Genomic DNA, 16,507 nt, shown 5'->3' with positions numbered 1-16,507 from the left:
ACCAACCATCCTTTTCAGTTCACTGTATCCTTTACACCATACTGTAACTAGTTGTTTACAGTATAGTGTAAAGGTCAACCGTCTGTCAAACAATTACAAAACACTTTTACCCGCACATATCGAGTCATTTCTCCTCACTCCGACAAATTACTTATTTTCTAGCAGGAAGATTTCAATTCACACGGAATATTTCAACTTATAACAATATAAATGGAGGCCAATATGAAACGATTCGTCATTATTACCGTAGGAAAAACACACAGCGGAAAAACTACATTTGCAAGAGCATTAGAAAAAGAGTTACCCCACTCTTTCGTTATGGATCAAGATAACCAAGCAGAATTTATTAACACGCACTATGAAAAATTACAGCCGGCTAAGGGCCCTAATACATTTAAGCATGGTCTTTCAAAATTCATTGTTGATTATGCAAAAGAACATACAAATTTACACCTTATTATTTGCAACTCAAATAGAAGCCGCAACGGACGAATGTATTTGCTAAATGAATTATTTCAGAAAGAGGAATATGTACGTGTACTCGTTCATTTTGATATTCCAGATGATGTACTTTATGAAAGAGTGGCTCGAAGCACGCGAAGTACCAATATTTTTAGAGGTGGATATTCTAGTTTCAAAGAAGTACTTGATCGACAACAAACTGAATCCCTTCACGATGATGTGGTAGATCCTGTAGAAAACGAGGCTGATTATTTGTTTGTTATTCGTAATAGTAAAGATCTACAGTTTACTATAGAAGAAATTGTTCATCTAACTAAAGAGTTGTCCCCTACTCCAGAATAAGAGACTATAAGAATTACATAATCATAGATTATTATGCAAATCCTTCCTCTAAGAGCCTAACATGGTATATAATGATAAAATAATCTACTTCTATATGCTCAATTTTACACAAAACAGCTCATGCATATGAAAGAAAAGAGGTACAAAAATATGAAAACAAAACAAACAATTGCTGCGTCTACACTAGCTTTAGCGATGATTGCTGGCGCAAACTCTGCTCATGCGGAAGTAACTGATGCTACTCCTCAGCAAAGCACGGGAGATCGATTAGCTGAAATTAAGCAACATAGACAAGAGTTAGATGCGAAATTGCAGCAGCACAAAGAAAACGTGGATCAAACATTGAATGAACTTAACCAAGTTAAGGAAAATGTTGATACGAAGGTTAACGAACTACATGAGCGTAAACAAGTTGCTGATGAAAAAATTAACGAGATGAAACAACGTAAACAAGAGTTAGATGCAAAACTTCAGCAAGACAAGCAAATCGCCGAAGATAAAATCGCTGAGATTAAAGAGCATAAAAAGCAAGTAGAAGATAAAGTTGCTGAAGTAAAAGAACATAAGCAAAATATCGATAACAAAGTGAATGAGATTAAAGAACATAAACAAACTGTCGATGAAAAAGTGAATGAAATGAAGCAACATAAAGAGAACATTGATCAAAAAGTTAATGAACTTAAGGACGTTAAAAAACAAGTAGATGAAAAATTAGCTGAGTTAAAGAAAGCAAAACAAACTGCCGAGGACAAACTTGCTGAGTTAAAAGAAAATAAGCCGAATACTGGGAACACGCTAGAGGAACTAAAAAAAATTAAAGGCAATTTAGATAGTCTTTCCGCTAACTTAGAACTTGCTAAGCAAGATGTAAAAAACAAACTAGCTGAATTACAAACAGCTAGACAAGAGTTACTAAATAAAATTAACGAAATAAAACAATCGAAACAAACTGTTTCAGATGATTTAACAAAGAAAAAACAAGACTTAGATATTAAAATCAACGACTTTAAACATACTGAGAAAAAAATTGATGACAAATTAGCTGAGGTACATACAACGAAGCAAAATGTTGATAACAAAATTAATGAAGTATCTCAATCGAAACAAACAGAAACAAAAACTGGTACTACAAATACAAACAACAATGCTAGAGAACTTCCTAACGCTGGTAGTGAAGAATCAAATAATATGGCTTTAGGCATGTTATCTGTACTAGGCGGCGTTTTATTACTTGCACGCAATAAAATTAAAAGTTTTTTATAAGACAGTTATAATTTAAATTATATAATCTACGGTCTCTGCCTTAAGAACCATTGCATCGGCTTCTTAAGGCAAAGACCAAATATAGGTCAGTTTATGAACTAACTATTCCTCTAAAATAGAATTCTCTCTATTCACATATCATTTTTGTAATAGTAAACCTTTTACTTTTTCACTCTGATACTACCCCAGAAAACAAATACATTGATCAAATTTCAAACTCATATTCATTCCTTATGCTTTAACCAAACTAGAAGCCTTTCACTCATATTGTAATTCTCCAAAGTCATGCTGATAGGAAAATGTACAATTCTTTAACATTGTTAACTCTCAATTCATACACTACTAATAGAACTTGTGTAGCAATAAAGCTTTTCAAACCCTCTAAACCACCATATACTCAGCCTCTATTAGTACCTACATGATATGTTCATCCTACCTCCCATAAAGTTCTTATTCTTCTAATTACTACATGACCATGTTCCACCGCTACATTAGAACGACATCTATAAATATTTCTAAGGAGTGAAATACATGGGTTCAACAAAACTCACAGGACGAGTCATATACAAAGGAGACCCCGGTTATATAGAAGCTATTAAGAATTGGAATCCTTACGTTGATGTCTTCCCCCTCGTCTTCGTTTTTGCACAAAGTTCATATGATGTCAGTAACGCCATTAAATGGGCTCGCGAAAATCATGTTCCGTTACGTGTCAGAAGCGGTCGACATGCGCTAGATAAAAACCTTTCTGTAGTAAATGGCGGCATTGTTATCGATGTAAGTGATATGAACAAAGTAAGTTTAGATAAAAAGAATGGTATAGCAACCGTTCAAACTGGAATCCACGTCGGTCCACTTGTAAAAGGACTAGCTAGAGAAGGTTTTATGTCACCGTTTGGAGATAGTCCAACAGTTGGAATCGGCGGCATTACAATGGGAGGAGGATTTGGAGTCGTTTCACGAACAATCGGTCTAATAAGTGATAACCTTATAGCTTTAGAAACGGTCGATGCGAAAGGCCGAATCATTCAAGCGGATCCATGTTGCAATAAAGATTTATTGTGGGCCTCTAGAGGAGGTGGCGGCGGAAACTTCGGATACAATACTGAATACACATTGAAACTTCATCGCGCCCCAAATACTGCCACTGTTTTTAATATCATTTGGCCATGGGATCAGTTAGAAACTGTTTTCAAAGTCTGGCAAGAATGGGCTCCTTTTGTAGACTCACGATTAGGGTGCCTACTTGAAATTTACAGCAAAATAAATGGACTTTGTCATGCAGAAGGTATTTTTTTAGGTTCCAAAAGTGAACTCATAGAACTGTTAGAACCTTTAACAAGTGCTGGAACTCCAACACAAATTGTTATAGAAGAATTACCTTACCCAGCCGCTATCGATTTCTTAGATCCTGATGAGCCAATCCCTGGTCGATCTGATCAAAGCGTTAAGTTTTCTTCGGCTTGGGCACTGAACCTTTGGCCGGAAGAGCCTATTTCAATTATGAAACAATTTTTAGAAGAAGCTACTGGAACCGAAGCTAATTTCTTTTTTATTAATTGGGGCGGTGCTATAAGTAAAGTACCTAGCAGTAAAACAGCTTTCTTTTGGCGTAGCCCATTATTTTATACGGAATGGACTGCTAGCTGGAAAGACAAATCCGAAGAAGCTGCTAATCTAGCATCAGTTGAAAGAGTACGCCAACTAATAAAACCTTATGTAACTGGTTCTTATGTGAATGTTCCAGACCAAAACATCGAAAATTTCGGACAAGAATATTACGGAGCAAACTTCGATAAGCTACGGAAAATAAAAGCAAAATATGATCCCGAAAATTTATTCCGGTTTCCACAAAGTATCCCTCCCTCTTCCTCTTGTTAATGGATGACAAAATAAAAAAAGGAACTCTTACAATCGTAAGAGTTCCTTTTTTCATCATACCAATTTCCCATCTCTAAGCGTCAATATACGATCACATACATCAAGCATTCTTTCATCATGTGTAATCATAATTGCTGCTTTTTGACTTTCTTTCACTTCACGTTTCATCATTTCAACGACTTCACGTGCACGTTTTGAGTCTAAGCTTGCCGTTGGTTCATCTGCTAGTATTAAATCTGGATTGTTCATGAACGCACGAGCAATTGCGACCCTCTGCTTTTCTCCACCAGATAATTGATTTGGATAATGATTTTTTCTTTCGCCTAATCCAAATGCTGCTAATAAATGATCTGCACGTTTTTCAGATTCTTGTTTACTTTCTTTTTTTAGCTTTGCAATGTAAAGTAACTGTTCCTTCACATTTAAATATGGAACAAGATTTGCGAATTGGAAAATGAAGCCGATTTTTTTCAAGCGAATGTCTGTCATTTCCTTTTCCGATAGCTGCGTAATATTTTGCTCACGAATGTAAATATCCCCTTTTGATGGTGATAGTAATGCACCCGCGATTGATAATAACGTACTTTTCCCTGATCCAGAAGGACCGACGATTCCAATAAACTCTCCAGCTTTCACATCAAGCGACATCGGATGAAGGGCTGTTACTTCCGTATTCCCTTCTCCGTACACTTTACTTACTTTGTCTAATTTTAATAATGAAGTCATTACATCCCGCCTCCAATTGCTTCTAATGCATCAACTTTTAATACTTGGTATAACGAAATAAGTGTTCCTAAAATACTAATGACGATAAAGATTGCTGCATATTGTGCAATCATCGGTGTTGTTAATAAGAACGGCATACCTGCTGGTAAAATTTGTTCTAACCCTTGTACAAGAACAATACTGATTATCATCGCCACAACTGATAAGAATAACGCCTGTATGACTAAGCTATTTGCTAAATAAGAATTTTTCGTACCGATTGCTTTTAATACACCTAATTGCTGTGTTTTTTGTAATGTAATTACGTAGAAGAATACACCAATTAGTAACGCTGCGATAACAAGTAAGAACGCAATAATCATCGTTAATGTTCCTTGTTCTTCTTTAAATCCTGGAATGCTTTGTAATACTTCTTTTTTGTCGATAACATGTGCATTTTTAATGTCTTTATCTGTATTAAGCGCAATTGCACTATAATCTTTTTGATTTGGTTGAGAGATAGAACCCCATACGTCTTCATTTACATAAACGACTGGTGTATGGCTAAACATTTGATCTTTCGTAAATCCAACGATTTTAAATTCTTTCTTTGAAACAGGATCAATAATTGTATCTCCAATATCGATTCCTTTTTCTTTAATTGATTCATCAGCAACCATTTCGTTGTTTGCTGTACCTAATTTCTCACCTTTTACAATGTTCGGTTCTAAAAATGAATCGCGTTCACTTGAGAAAATAGCAACATCCACTTTTTTTGAACTATCTTTCTTTTCATAGGTTGAAATTTTTACACGAAACGGAACGGCCTCTTTCTCGCCTACTTGATTTACTACGTTATCTACATCATCTTGCTTAATTTGTGAACGAAGTAATTTATTTTCCGCATCATCTGCTAATACAAACTTATTTGCCTCCATATTTTGAATCGATGAAGCATTATCATATGATAATCCATTTGCTAATCCTGAAATCACAAGGACTAAAAATGATAATAACACCATAATCAGTCCGATTAATCCGTATCTTAATTTTGATTGTTTTAATTCACGCAGAGCTAAAAACATTTCGCTCGCCCCTTCCTCTTTCTTTCTATGCACTTATCATAAAAAAGAAATATGAACGGAATATGAACAGAAGATTACAGAGGGGAAGACTAAATTTTCAGAAAGTATTGAAAATAATTAAAATCCTTGATACAATTCAGTCAAATAATCTTGACCGAGTAATTTTATTTGAGGAGTTGATCATGTTGAAGCCCATGTTAACACTAACTACTTATAGCCAACTAAAAGCAATAAGCGATCCACTACGTGCCGAAATGATGATGCGTCTATGCGAACGTCCTTATACAGGACAACTGCTATCTGAGAAATTCGGCATTTCAAGGGCGAAAATTCATTATCATTTAAAAGAATTAGAAAAGAATGGGCTTATAGAGATCGTTTACACCGAAGAAAAAAATGGCATCATTCAAAAGTTTTATCAATCTGTTGCTAAAGGCTTCACCCCTGCCGCAGATCTATTACCTCATTTAGAAATATTAAGCGAATCAGGTCGCCAAATCTTTTTACAAATGATAGAAAGAACGAAAGGCCAAATTCTCGCTGCACCAGAAGAAGCTTTTACATTACGAAATGCAAGTGAAGACCCAGCTAAGTGGAATTACGTTTCATCTTGCTGGGAGTTTGATGCTACGCCAGAACAATTTCAAGTATGGGTGAAAAAGTTTCATGAATTGATGGCTGAATTAAACGAAATCACAAAAGGTGCAGATAAAGATCCGAATAGTAAACCTTATTACATTTCTACCACCGCACTTCAAATCGCTGAGAGAACAATGCAGCAATTTATTAAAGAAGAAGAAAAATCGTAATACGATTTTTTTTACCGAGACGGTCAAATTTATTTTACCGAATAAATTTAATATAAAGGAGTAGATAAAGTGGACATATTAAAAAACCGGAATTTCCTCTTATTATTTTTAGGGAGAATTTTCACAAACATAGGAGATAGCTTGTATTATGTAGCCGCGATGTGGCTCGTATACAAGCTAAGTGGTAATTCTTTTTATTCTGGATTGGCTGGTTTCCTTACCTTATTACCTTCTGCATTACAATTCCTTACCGGCCCATTCGTTGATAGATGGCCAATAAAAAACACCCTCGTCATTACACAAGTTCTGCAATGCATTCTTATTTTAATCATTCCTATTACACACTACTTCGATCTACTAACCGTTCAACTACTACTTATCATCATGCCCATCGTAGCTTTTATCGAACAATTCGCCTATCCTGCACAGTCAAAAGCTTTACCACTTCTACTGCATAAAACACAACTATTAAAAGGAAATTCACTCTTTTCATTTGCGTATCAAGGCATTGATTTAATTTGCACGACTCTTTCTGGCATATTAGTAGCACTGTTTGGCGCAATTACCTTATATGTAATCGACTCCTTTACATTCGCGATTACTGCCCTTTTGTTCTTTTCATTAAAAATGCCAAAGCAAACAGAAACCAATACATCGCTATCAACTAAACAATATTTCACTGATTTAAAAGAAGGTTTTTCGATTGTCTTCCGTTCATTAATGGGCGTATTCTTAATCGGTTCAGTTGTTGCTAATTTTTCAATTGGTATGACGATGGCGATACTCCCTTCTTTCGCTGATTCTTTAGGAGGCGTGAAATCATATGGCTTCTTTTTAGCTGCTATATCAGCAGGTAGTCTCATTGGTGCATTATTCAGTTCATGGGTTGGTAAACGTAATGTTGGTCGTGTCTCTATTATTGGCTTTGCGACTGGCGCTATCTTTTGGTTTCTCTCTACAATTGTACCGTTTCAATGGTTATCCATTTTTTTATTCGGCCTAGCTTGGGTACCGATTGGTGCCACCAACATATTATTTGCGACAATTAGTCAAATTGTAATCCCAAATCAGTATATCGGACGCATCAATTCAGTCATGCGAAGTATGGGTACAATTGCTATGCCTTTTGGTTCCTTAATTGGCGGATACACCGCAAATGTATTTAGTAGCCAACTCATTTTCGCACTCGCTAGCATCGGGATTTTATTTATTTCTCTCGTATGGCTACTTCATCCGAAATTAAGGGCTTTGCCGAAAGCTGATGAAATTACAGCGGATACTTTTGGGGTTCGATTTAAAGTAGAGCGCGGGAAAGGTACGGCTTTATAGCAGAACAAACATAACCCCGTTCTAAATTGGGGACGGGGTTAAACATATAGTTATTTAATTTTGGATGTAAAATACTTCACTAAAAATATAACAATAAAGTCGTTTGAATATCTAAATTTTATTCAACAATAGCACCAACTAAATCGTTTAGTTAACGCTTTGATGGCCATGCCCCCTGCATTTTCCTTAATTGAATAATTTGGCCTGTATGATAAGCATCATGAAGCATGATGTCCAGTAATTTCCCCTCTAGTGAATTTTGCTCAAGCGCTCTTTCGGAAATTGCACTTAATACCTGCCTTAAATTACGCTGAGCATTTTCAGAACGTTCAATGACTTTCTTCCATTCCTTATCACTATTAGATTGATTGGTTAGATAGAAGGTTTCACCACCGTCGAGATTATTTGTCCATTCACGGCCTTCTAAGTTTGCAACAAGCCTCTCTTTGTAATAAATGAGATGATTAACGTTCTCCCAAATGGTATTCGTTGTCTCTCCAGCTGGTTTCCAAATAGCCTGTTCAGCTGTAAGTCCTTCTATAGCCTGTTTAAACGGTGCATACCAACTCTCTTTATCGAATGTTGAATCTAGTGCGTTTAATAACAAATCAATTCGTTTCAAAGTAATTTCCTCCCTAAATAGTTAAAGTCTCAATACAATCCTTATAACTCTGTAGACATTCTACATTTTCAAATAAACTTCCTCCTGATCTCACTCCACAAACTCGTTCAATTATGTAATTAAAATGGCTCACATTTTTTCACTTTACACGTATACTAGCGACAAAAAAGAAGAGGCCGTTCCCAAACAGCCTCTTCCATCTATTTTGGAAGCTCCACCCGAACAGTAGTCCCTTCCCCTTTCGTACTATACACTGAAACGTTTCCATGATGCAGTTCAACAATCTTCTGCACAATAGATAACCCTAAACCACTACCTTCTACATTTCTTGCTCTTGCCGTATCTACTTTGTAAAAACGATCAAAAATACGATCCATTTCTTCTTTTTCCATACCGATTCCGTTATCGGATATCGAGATAATGACACTAGACTCTAACTCTTCGACAAAAAACTCAATGGTCCCAGCATCGTTTGAAAATTTAATGCTATTCGTAAAAATATTACTCCATACTTGATGAAGTAAGTTTTCATCGCCTTGTATTGTAATGTCCGGCACATCAAACTCAACAGTGATATCTTTCTCACGCCATTTCCATTCGAGCATAAAAATGACATCTTTAATTTGCTTTTGTAAATTGAATTCTTTTATTTGCAACACTTTCTCTTCTTTATCTAATGAAGCAAGCGTGAGTAACTGTTTACATAAACTAGACATTCGCTTACTTTCGCCCTCAATAATTTGTAAGTAATGATTTCTTTCTTCTTCACTCATCTTTTCTGTTTGCAACGTCTTCGAAAAACCTTGTATAGAAGAAAGCGGCGACTGGAATTCATGTGAAACGTTTGAAACGAATTCTTGTCGCATTTCATCTAGTTCTTTTATACTTTTCGTCATCTTTTGGAAGCTTGTAGATAACGTTCCTATTTCATCTTTTCTTTTTACGTCTAATTCAATTTCATATTCACCACTCGCAATTTTTTGCGTAGCCTTCGTAAATTTACGAATTGGGCGAACGATATAACCTGCTGCAATCGCTATAAAAATAATACTTAATAACACAATAAACCCAAGTAAAACCGCTAAGAAAATTCGCATCTCACCAAATTGGTTCTGAATGTCAGGACGAATAAATAATGCGTACTGTTTATCCCCGTGTTGTACTGGGACACCGACACTATTAATTAACTCATTATCAAAAAAACCGGTAATAAAGAGACGCGTGGGATACGTAGAAACACCATTAAATGTTTCGCCATGCAATACTTTATGTACGGTATCATCACTAATAGACGTCTTACGAAATGCATTCCCGATACGCTTTCCATTCTTTTGATCATCGACAATATAAATTTCATATCCTAACTTTGCAATAGAATGCAAGTATGCCTCTTGATTTCCTTCACTTTGCTTTTCATATAATGACTTAACTTCTTCCGCATACGCTAAAATCTTCTCACTATTGTACGGTTTTAACTTCACTTGATAATATACGTTCGTTAATAAAAAACCGATAATACTACTAAGAAGCATAATCCCCACTGTCATAAAAACAAATCTAGAATATAGTGATTTCATCTTATTTCAGCTCCAACTTATAACCGAGTCCGCGCACTGTCGTAATTTGAAAATCATCAGTTCGTTTTGAGAAACGATCTCTCAGTCGCTTCACATGAACATCAACCGTTCGTTCGTCCCCTTCAAAATCCATTCCCCATACTAATTCAATTAACTCTTCTCTTGAAAATGTTCTTCCAGGATAACTAGCGAGCTGTGATAATAATTCAAATTCCTTCAATGGAAGTAAAATCGTTTGACCGTTACACTTTACTTCAACACCTTTACGATCAATTGTCGTCCCATGAAGTGTAATAATGTCTGCACTCAGCATTTGATAACGGCGCAACAATGCTTTCATACGGAAAATGACTTCAGCTGGCTCAAATGGTTTTACAATATAATCGTCCGTACCAGAAATGAATCCTTTTTCTTTATCGACTAACTGATCTTTCGCAGTTAATAAAATAACCGGGATATCATGGTACTTCCGTATTTCTTCACATAACGTATAACCATCAACGAACGGCATCATAATGTCCACTATCGCAAGATGAATATTTTCGTTCTCTAATACGTCTTGCGCTACCTTTCCATCTTCCGCTTCAAAAACTTTAAACCCCTCTTTTTGTAAATGGTAATGCAACAATTCTCTAATATGCTTATCATCATCAGCTAATAAAATATGTATCATCTTCATTAAACCCTCTCTTGTTCATCCTTCTACATTTCTTACATTAAGAAACAATTGGTTTTTTTGCAAGAAAAAGAAAAAGAATCTATTTTGAAAAAAGATTATTCAAAATAGATTCTTACGTTTTAGTATTAAGATTATTTTAATGAAAAGTAATTTCTATGCTTTAGAAATATCAACGAATCCTTCTCCAAATACGTCACGAACATCGTGTATAGCGATGAACGCAGCAGGATCTGTAGTTTGAACAATCCGTTTTAGCTTCACTACTTCTTGCTTATTAATAACAACATAAAGGATTTCCTTCGGAGTTTTCGTATAATAGCCATGACCTGAGTACACGGTAACCCCTCTGCCCATTAAGGTAGTGACCTTCCCGGCAATCTCATTCGGGTTATCAGAAATAATTGTAATGGCCTTTTTCGGATTTAATCCTTCAATTACAAATTCCATCACTTTCGTTGCTACATATAGCATAATAATTGTTATCATCAGTTTTTCTGCACCAATGATGAAATAAGATGAAAACGCAACAATTAAATCGAAGAACAATAAACCATAGCTAATGCTCCATCCTAAATATTTATGCGTCATCCTTGCTAAGATGGTAGTACCTGCTGTTGTTCCGCCAACACGAATAATAAGACCAATCCCGCACCCAATAAATATTCCTCCGAAAATGGCATTTACAAGCATTTCATCCGAAGCAATCGTCCAACCTTCTGTCAAATGAAGGAATAGCGAGTTCGTAACTACAGCGATAATCGTATAAATTGTTGTAATCTTATTCAAAAATTTATAACCAGCTATTAACAAAATCGCATTTAAAATTAAGTTAACTAAGCCTGGTGACCATTCAAATAAATAGTACGTAATAATCGTGATACCTGTTACTCCACCCTCACCAAACTCGTTCGGGATAACAAACAAATTCACACCTAACGCAAAAAGAAATGCACCGATAATAATAAAAATAATGTCTGTCGTTCTTTTTTTCATACAGTACCTCACTTCTTATGTAAATATTTATTCTGTCATAAACTCTCACCATTATATCGTGGAATATTCAAATCGAACAGTGGTTTATTTTTATTTTAATATAGGATGATACATCAACTTTAGCCTATATCCACATGTGATTAAAAAAGGATAACAACTGTATTTATTATGTACTACAAATAAAGTTTTGATTTCACATGCAATTCAGCCTAAAAAATGAATATACACACTCTCACTCGCACAAACTTCGAATACAAAGCAAATAGGCGAAGCTATAGAATAGACTTCGCCTCAAGCGTGTGATTATAAAAATGTATATGAGATTTTATATTCATACATTCCAGAAATACATTTACTTATCTTTCTCCATATATTCTTTAATCTTTCGTTCTTCCCACTCTTTTCCGAATATCCCAAATGGAAAAGTTGTTAAACCGTGTATAACGATACCGATCCCCCAACCTCCAAGTGGATATAAAAACCATAATTTACTTGAATCAGAACTTATATTTATGAAAAAAAGCATTAAGTTAACTAGTATATAGACCGTTAAATGAATATAAAACGCTTGTAAATTCTCTACCCTTTTTTTAGCTCGTAAATAAACATCATCTCGCTCCACCCTTAAACACCTCTTTCCATATTGTTTTTTTCACCTTCGCTCCAGTATTAACATCATATTCTAATCCGAAATCCGTTATTCTCAAAAAAACATAAAACAAAAAAGTACCCATCGAATTATCATACATATGATGATTCGATGGGTACTGCATGATACATTTGTTATTTACAAGCGTCTAATTAAGACCAAATCCAAACACCATCATTATTTTCAACGTTGCTCTTTACCTCATAAACTTTTTCGATATGATCAACTGTGTTCCAGTTAATAGAACTTCCGCCCCAACCTACATACTTCATATCAACTTTTACTTTCTCACCTGTATTAAATACTTGTCCCTTTGTTAAGAAAACATCAATAATAACTTTCTTCCCGTTTAGCGATGGATACTTAACTACGACATATTTAGTAGCACCGTCTCCCTCATCTTCCATCGTCCCTATTTTTGATACTTCTCCAATCACATAATCAGGAGAACCGTCTTCTTTCATGTGCATGCCTAACTTGTTTGTTGTATTTTCAATTGCAGTTGCAACCATATATTCTGTAAAATTACGCATCATAGATCCAGTAGCTTTTACTTCATCTCCTACTTTCACGTTTGAAAGAGAATCTATATACACACTAATAGGTTCTTCATATTGCTTAGATTTCACAACAAGTACACCGTTATCTACTTCTACTACTCGTCCTTCTAACGTCGAGAAATTCGATTCAATAGAAGCTGCACTCACTTTTGTTACTTCTAATCCTGGTAAATTTGTTCCTGATAATGCTGCGATCCCTAAAGCACCTGCTAAAATTAATTTTTTCATACCCATTATGAAACCTCTCCATTCATGATGATTTTATTTTTTTGATTGGATACGACCAACCTGTAACTATTATAGTTACAGGTTATAGAAAATAGCAACCATCTTTCTTATGCAATGTTGCATACTGTAACTTTTAAATATACAGCAAGAGAGCTTTAATTTAATTCAAAGCTAAAATAACCTTATGACCACGGTATAAAGAAATTAAGAACTACTTTCGGTCCTAAGGTTAACAAATAGCTTTATAAAAACTCAATCAAAATTTATTCAACTAGTTGAAAAATGAACCATGTCGAATTTTATTTTCATAAAATTCAAATTTCAAGGAGGTTTTACAAAATATTACACAGAATTATTCGTATATCGTAATATAATTGGTAGTTTTTTACGATTCATTTCATTTTATCTACCACGTTTAGACAAAATGGAAAACTATAGCAAAAGGAGAGATATAGATTGAAAAGAAAAATTAGTACAGCTGTTGTAGGTTTATCGGTATTTAGCTTTGGTCTTTTTGGTGTAAATATTGGGGATGGCGGCGTTGTAAAAGCTGAGCATGGCGACGTTCCTGCTCCTAAACTGGAGACACATGCTGATTTAAGCTCGAAATTAGATTCACATGGCGACACTTGGGCTCCTTCTTATAATAGAGGCGACGGTGGCGCTCCTGCTTATGATCATGGCAGACCTCCTATTTCATCATACAATAAAGGAGATACTTGGGCTCCTTCTTATACAAATACTCATGGAGAAGGAATGGCTCCTAAACAAGAGAGTCACGCTGACTTCTTTGCTCCTACGTTAGAAGCGCATGGTAATACTGGCGCTCCTGCTTTAAATGTTGGTGATACGCCGACTCCTAAACTTGAGAGCCATGCTGATACTCCTGCTCCTAAACTTGAGGGGCATGGCGATACTCCTGCTCCGAAGCTTGAAGGACATGGCGATACTCCTGCTCCAAAATTAGATGCTCATGGCGATACTCCTGCTCCTAAACTTGAGAGCCATGCTGATACTCCTGCTCCTAAACTTGAGGGGCACGAACATTTCCCTGCTCCAAAACTAGAAGCTCACGGTGAGACTATTTAACACAAAAATCCTAGCTATTGTAGCTAGGATTTTTACCTTCTTACCCTATTCACACCTCATGCATACTTTCTCAACTTTTATTTTAGCATTGTACATGTGGCATCATTTTATTAAGATTCTATAGTCAATTGTGTCCTTTTCTCCATAAAAACACATGGACTGACAGGTTTTACCGACTTATAGAATTCTGAATATTATTTATCAAGAAAAAATTCCAAATAATTACTTTTAATTATGTTACCATTATAGTTACAATTATATAGAAAAATATACAGGGGGGCTAATATGAACATTTCATTAAAGGGACATACATATACAACAAAACATTTAGAAGCTTGGTACCATGCAATCTTAACGCAAAACGTTAAGGAAGCACAAATTCAGTTTCAAGAAGCTAAAAAAGAACATGAAGAAATGCTTTTGAAAGAAACAGAAACGATTCCACTTTATCAGTTATATTACGCATTACTGCAGTTCCGACATACAGCTCTGACAGATGGACTATCAATCACGAAAGATAGTTTTCAAATCATAGAAGACCAAGAAAAACCAGAAGATAAACACCTATCTTATCTATATCATTATTATAAAGCGATTTACTTTGCAGCAATTAATCATTATCAAGAAGCAGAAGAATATTTCTTAAAAGCACATGCACTTTTATCTGGACACAGTCAAATTGAACAAGCTGATTTCTATTACCGATACGCTGCTTATCATTGTCACCAACAACAACCAAGTTTTGCCATTGTAAATGCTTCTAAAGCATTAGAAATTTTTGAAATGCAACACGGATGTGAAAGAAATATTTCATCCTGTTTAAGTGTACTTGGTGCTTCTTATGTAGACGTAGGACACTTTGAACAAGCTGAGGAAAGCTATAACAAAGCGTTAGATATTCTCCAAAAATTAAATGAAGATTCATTACAACTGTATGTGCGCGGTAATCTAGGTCATCTATATGCTAGCCAGAATCTTTCTGAAGAAGCGATTCGTCACTTGACACAAGTTGTTGAAAAGATCCCATCTCACTACAAAGCTATATTCTTACTTGCTCAAGAACATGAAAAATTAGGACTTATAGACAAAGCAAACCACTACATTAAAATAGGGAAACAACTTATTGCTGAACTTGGTAATGAAGAGCACAAACATCACTTTGCTATATTAGAAGCTTTCACAAATCAAACTGAATTAGACAAAATTGAACCGATTGTTTTAGAAGGAATTGAATACTTCAATAAAGAATCTTTATATATCTATGTTTCTGAGTATCTTGAAAAACTAGCTCTTGCGTTTTATAACAAACAACAACACGAAAAAGCAAGTTTATACTTCTTTAATAGTACAGTAGCAAAAAAATCAAATGAAAGAGGGTTAAAGAAATGAAAAAAACAATTGGTAAAATCGCTGTAGGTATTGCATTTACGGGTATTGCTGCATTTGGCTTAAACGCAGGTTTCACAAATCAAGCTGGACATACTCACTTCCCGTCTCCACCAGCTCCTTCTTTTTCTGAGGGCCATACTGGCGGCGCTCCTGCATTAAACATCGGTGACACTGGTGGGGCTCCTGCTAATTCTGAACATGGTACAGGTTGGTAAGTTAACAAAATTAAAATCTATTTAGATTACCATTTTCATATACTTACAAGGAAACCATTCGATGTAACGAATATTATGTATATACATGATTTCTATTGTGATACACTCTACCCGAGAAAAACTCCCAATACATATGTGGTTTTCAAGTCTAAAAAATACACCTAGTAATTAGGTGTATTTTTTATTTTACCTCTCTATCTAATAATTAAAGAATACTCCCCTAAAAATTCCAACAAAAAAACGAATAAACTACATATACTTCAGACACTTTTAGCACCACGAACGTTGCGATTTTTAGTGACACTCCGTATCCAATCTCACTTTCATCCCAAGTGCCTAAAGGCGATAGCTTTCTTGTTCAGGAAAAGCTGTAACCTTTCCATTCATGATGATTTTATTTTTTGGATTGAATACGACCAACCTGCAACCAATATAGTTGCAATCCGTGAAAAATAGCAACCATCTTTCTTATGTAATGTTGCATACTGTCATTTTTAAATATAAATCAATTATTCCTATATTCAACACTGCTGCTAAATTCTTGCATATCAGCAGGTAAACGGATTGATGATGAAGAAACTAATGTCATGCATCATGTTTTTTTCAATGATACAGTTTGTATAATTGTAG

Annotated in this window: 16 protein-coding genes; 8 read left to right on the top strand and 8 right to left on the bottom strand. The window is 35.2% G+C overall.

Going from position 1 to position 16,507, the window contains the following annotated elements:
- The first annotated feature begins 210 nt into the window (after positions 1 to 210).
- The 3 genes from KVT31_RS17375 to KVT31_RS17365 all read left to right on the top strand — a co-directional run bounded on the left by KVT31_RS17375 (position 211) and on the right by KVT31_RS17365 (position 3,948).
- Positions 211 to 804 carry an ATP-binding protein gene (locus KVT31_RS17375; RefSeq protein WP_140392497.1) on the top strand — a complete coding sequence of 198 codons (594 nt, stop codon included), beginning with the start codon at positions 211 to 213 and terminating at the stop codon, positions 802 to 804.
- A 150-nt stretch (positions 805 to 954) separates the two neighbouring features.
- Positions 955 to 2,067, top strand: coding sequence for an LPXTG cell wall anchor domain-containing protein (locus KVT31_RS17370; protein ID WP_088096984.1), 1,113 nt, complete (start codon positions 955 to 957; stop codon positions 2,065 to 2,067).
- A gap of 531 nt (positions 2,068 to 2,598) precedes the next feature.
- Complete coding sequence (locus KVT31_RS17365) at positions 2,599 to 3,948, top strand: FAD-binding oxidoreductase (RefSeq protein WP_088096985.1); 1,350 nt, start codon at positions 2,599 to 2,601, stop codon at positions 3,946 to 3,948.
- Positions 3,949 to 4,002: 54 nt separating this feature from the next.
- Here the strand turns inward: KVT31_RS17365 and KVT31_RS17360 are convergent, their stop codons facing one another.
- Together KVT31_RS17360 and KVT31_RS17355 are read right to left on the bottom strand one after the other, a co-directional pair.
- Positions 4,003 to 4,674 (bottom strand): ABC transporter ATP-binding protein, encoded by a 672-nt coding sequence (locus KVT31_RS17360; protein WP_029442791.1) that lies wholly within the window; start codon positions 4,672 to 4,674, stop codon positions 4,003 to 4,005.
- Positions 4,674 to 5,738 (bottom strand): ABC transporter permease, encoded by a 1,065-nt coding sequence (locus KVT31_RS17355; RefSeq protein ID WP_088096986.1) that lies wholly within the window; start codon positions 5,736 to 5,738, stop codon positions 4,674 to 4,676. The genes KVT31_RS17360 and KVT31_RS17355 overlap by 1 nt, the downstream gene beginning before the upstream one ends.
- Before the next feature lie 185 nt (positions 5,739 to 5,923).
- On the opposite strand from KVT31_RS17355, the gene KVT31_RS17350 reads away from it, so the two are divergent.
- A complete protein-coding gene (locus tag KVT31_RS17350; RefSeq protein WP_088097220.1) occupies positions 5,924 to 6,547 on the top strand; it encodes an ArsR/SmtB family transcription factor in 624 nt (207 codons plus the stop codon).
- A 69-nt stretch (positions 6,548 to 6,616) separates the two neighbouring features.
- On the top strand, positions 6,617 to 7,876 hold the full coding sequence (locus KVT31_RS17345) for an MFS transporter (protein ID WP_088096987.1): 1,260 nt from the start codon (positions 6,617 to 6,619) through the stop codon (positions 7,874 to 7,876).
- A 151-nt stretch (positions 7,877 to 8,027) separates the two neighbouring features.
- Here the strand turns inward: KVT31_RS17345 and KVT31_RS17340 are convergent, their stop codons facing one another.
- The 6 genes from KVT31_RS17340 to KVT31_RS17315 form a co-directional block, all read right to left on the bottom strand.
- The gene (locus KVT31_RS17340) at positions 8,028 to 8,498 is read right to left on the bottom strand and encodes a DinB family protein (protein WP_088096988.1); all 471 of its coding nucleotides are present in this window, start codon (positions 8,496 to 8,498) and stop codon (positions 8,028 to 8,030) included.
- A gap of 200 nt (positions 8,499 to 8,698) precedes the next feature.
- The gene (locus tag KVT31_RS17335; protein WP_088096989.1) at positions 8,699 to 10,075 is read right to left on the bottom strand and encodes a sensor histidine kinase; all 1,377 of its coding nucleotides are present in this window, start codon (positions 10,073 to 10,075) and stop codon (positions 8,699 to 8,701) included.
- 1 nt (position 10,076) lies between these two features.
- Positions 10,077 to 10,754 (bottom strand): response regulator transcription factor, encoded by a 678-nt coding sequence (locus tag KVT31_RS17330; protein WP_016080976.1) that lies wholly within the window; start codon positions 10,752 to 10,754, stop codon positions 10,077 to 10,079.
- 153 nt (positions 10,755 to 10,907) lie between these two features.
- A complete protein-coding gene (locus KVT31_RS17325) occupies positions 10,908 to 11,747 on the bottom strand; it encodes a YitT family protein (RefSeq protein WP_000747488.1) in 840 nt (279 codons plus the stop codon).
- 352 nt (positions 11,748 to 12,099) lie between these two features.
- A complete protein-coding gene (locus KVT31_RS17320) occupies positions 12,100 to 12,369 on the bottom strand; it encodes a 2TM domain-containing protein (protein WP_088096990.1) in 270 nt (89 codons plus the stop codon).
- A 179-nt stretch (positions 12,370 to 12,548) separates the two neighbouring features.
- Positions 12,549 to 13,190 carry an ATP F0F1 synthase subunit alpha gene (locus KVT31_RS17315; RefSeq protein WP_088096991.1) on the bottom strand — a complete coding sequence of 214 codons (642 nt, stop codon included), beginning with the start codon at positions 13,188 to 13,190 and terminating at the stop codon, positions 12,549 to 12,551.
- Between the two features lie 450 nt (positions 13,191 to 13,640).
- On the opposite strand from KVT31_RS17315, the gene KVT31_RS17310 reads away from it, so the two are divergent.
- The 3 genes from KVT31_RS17310 to KVT31_RS17300 all read left to right on the top strand — a co-directional run bounded on the left by KVT31_RS17310 (position 13,641) and on the right by KVT31_RS17300 (position 15,877).
- Positions 13,641 to 14,273: a hypothetical protein gene (locus KVT31_RS17310; protein ID WP_088096992.1), complete on the top strand. Its 633-nt coding sequence runs from the start codon at positions 13,641 to 13,643 to the stop codon at positions 14,271 to 14,273.
- A gap of 285 nt (positions 14,274 to 14,558) precedes the next feature.
- On the top strand, positions 14,559 to 15,662 hold the full coding sequence (locus KVT31_RS17305; RefSeq protein ID WP_088096993.1) for a tetratricopeptide repeat protein: 1,104 nt from the start codon (positions 14,559 to 14,561) through the stop codon (positions 15,660 to 15,662).
- On the top strand, positions 15,659 to 15,877 hold the full coding sequence (locus KVT31_RS17300) for a hypothetical protein (protein ID WP_088096994.1): 219 nt from the start codon (positions 15,659 to 15,661) through the stop codon (positions 15,875 to 15,877). The genes KVT31_RS17305 and KVT31_RS17300 overlap by 4 nt, the downstream gene beginning before the upstream one ends.
- Positions 15,878 to 16,507: the final 630 nt, after the last annotated feature.

This window comes from Bacillus sp. GbtcB14, from assembly GCF_019091205.1.
In the GTDB taxonomy this organism is placed as follows: domain Bacteria; phylum Bacillota; class Bacilli; order Bacillales; family Bacillaceae_G; genus Bacillus_A; species Bacillus_A cereus_AG.
Note: the sequence above shows the minus strand (reverse complement) of the source record. Positions and strands in the feature narration are given on the sequence as shown.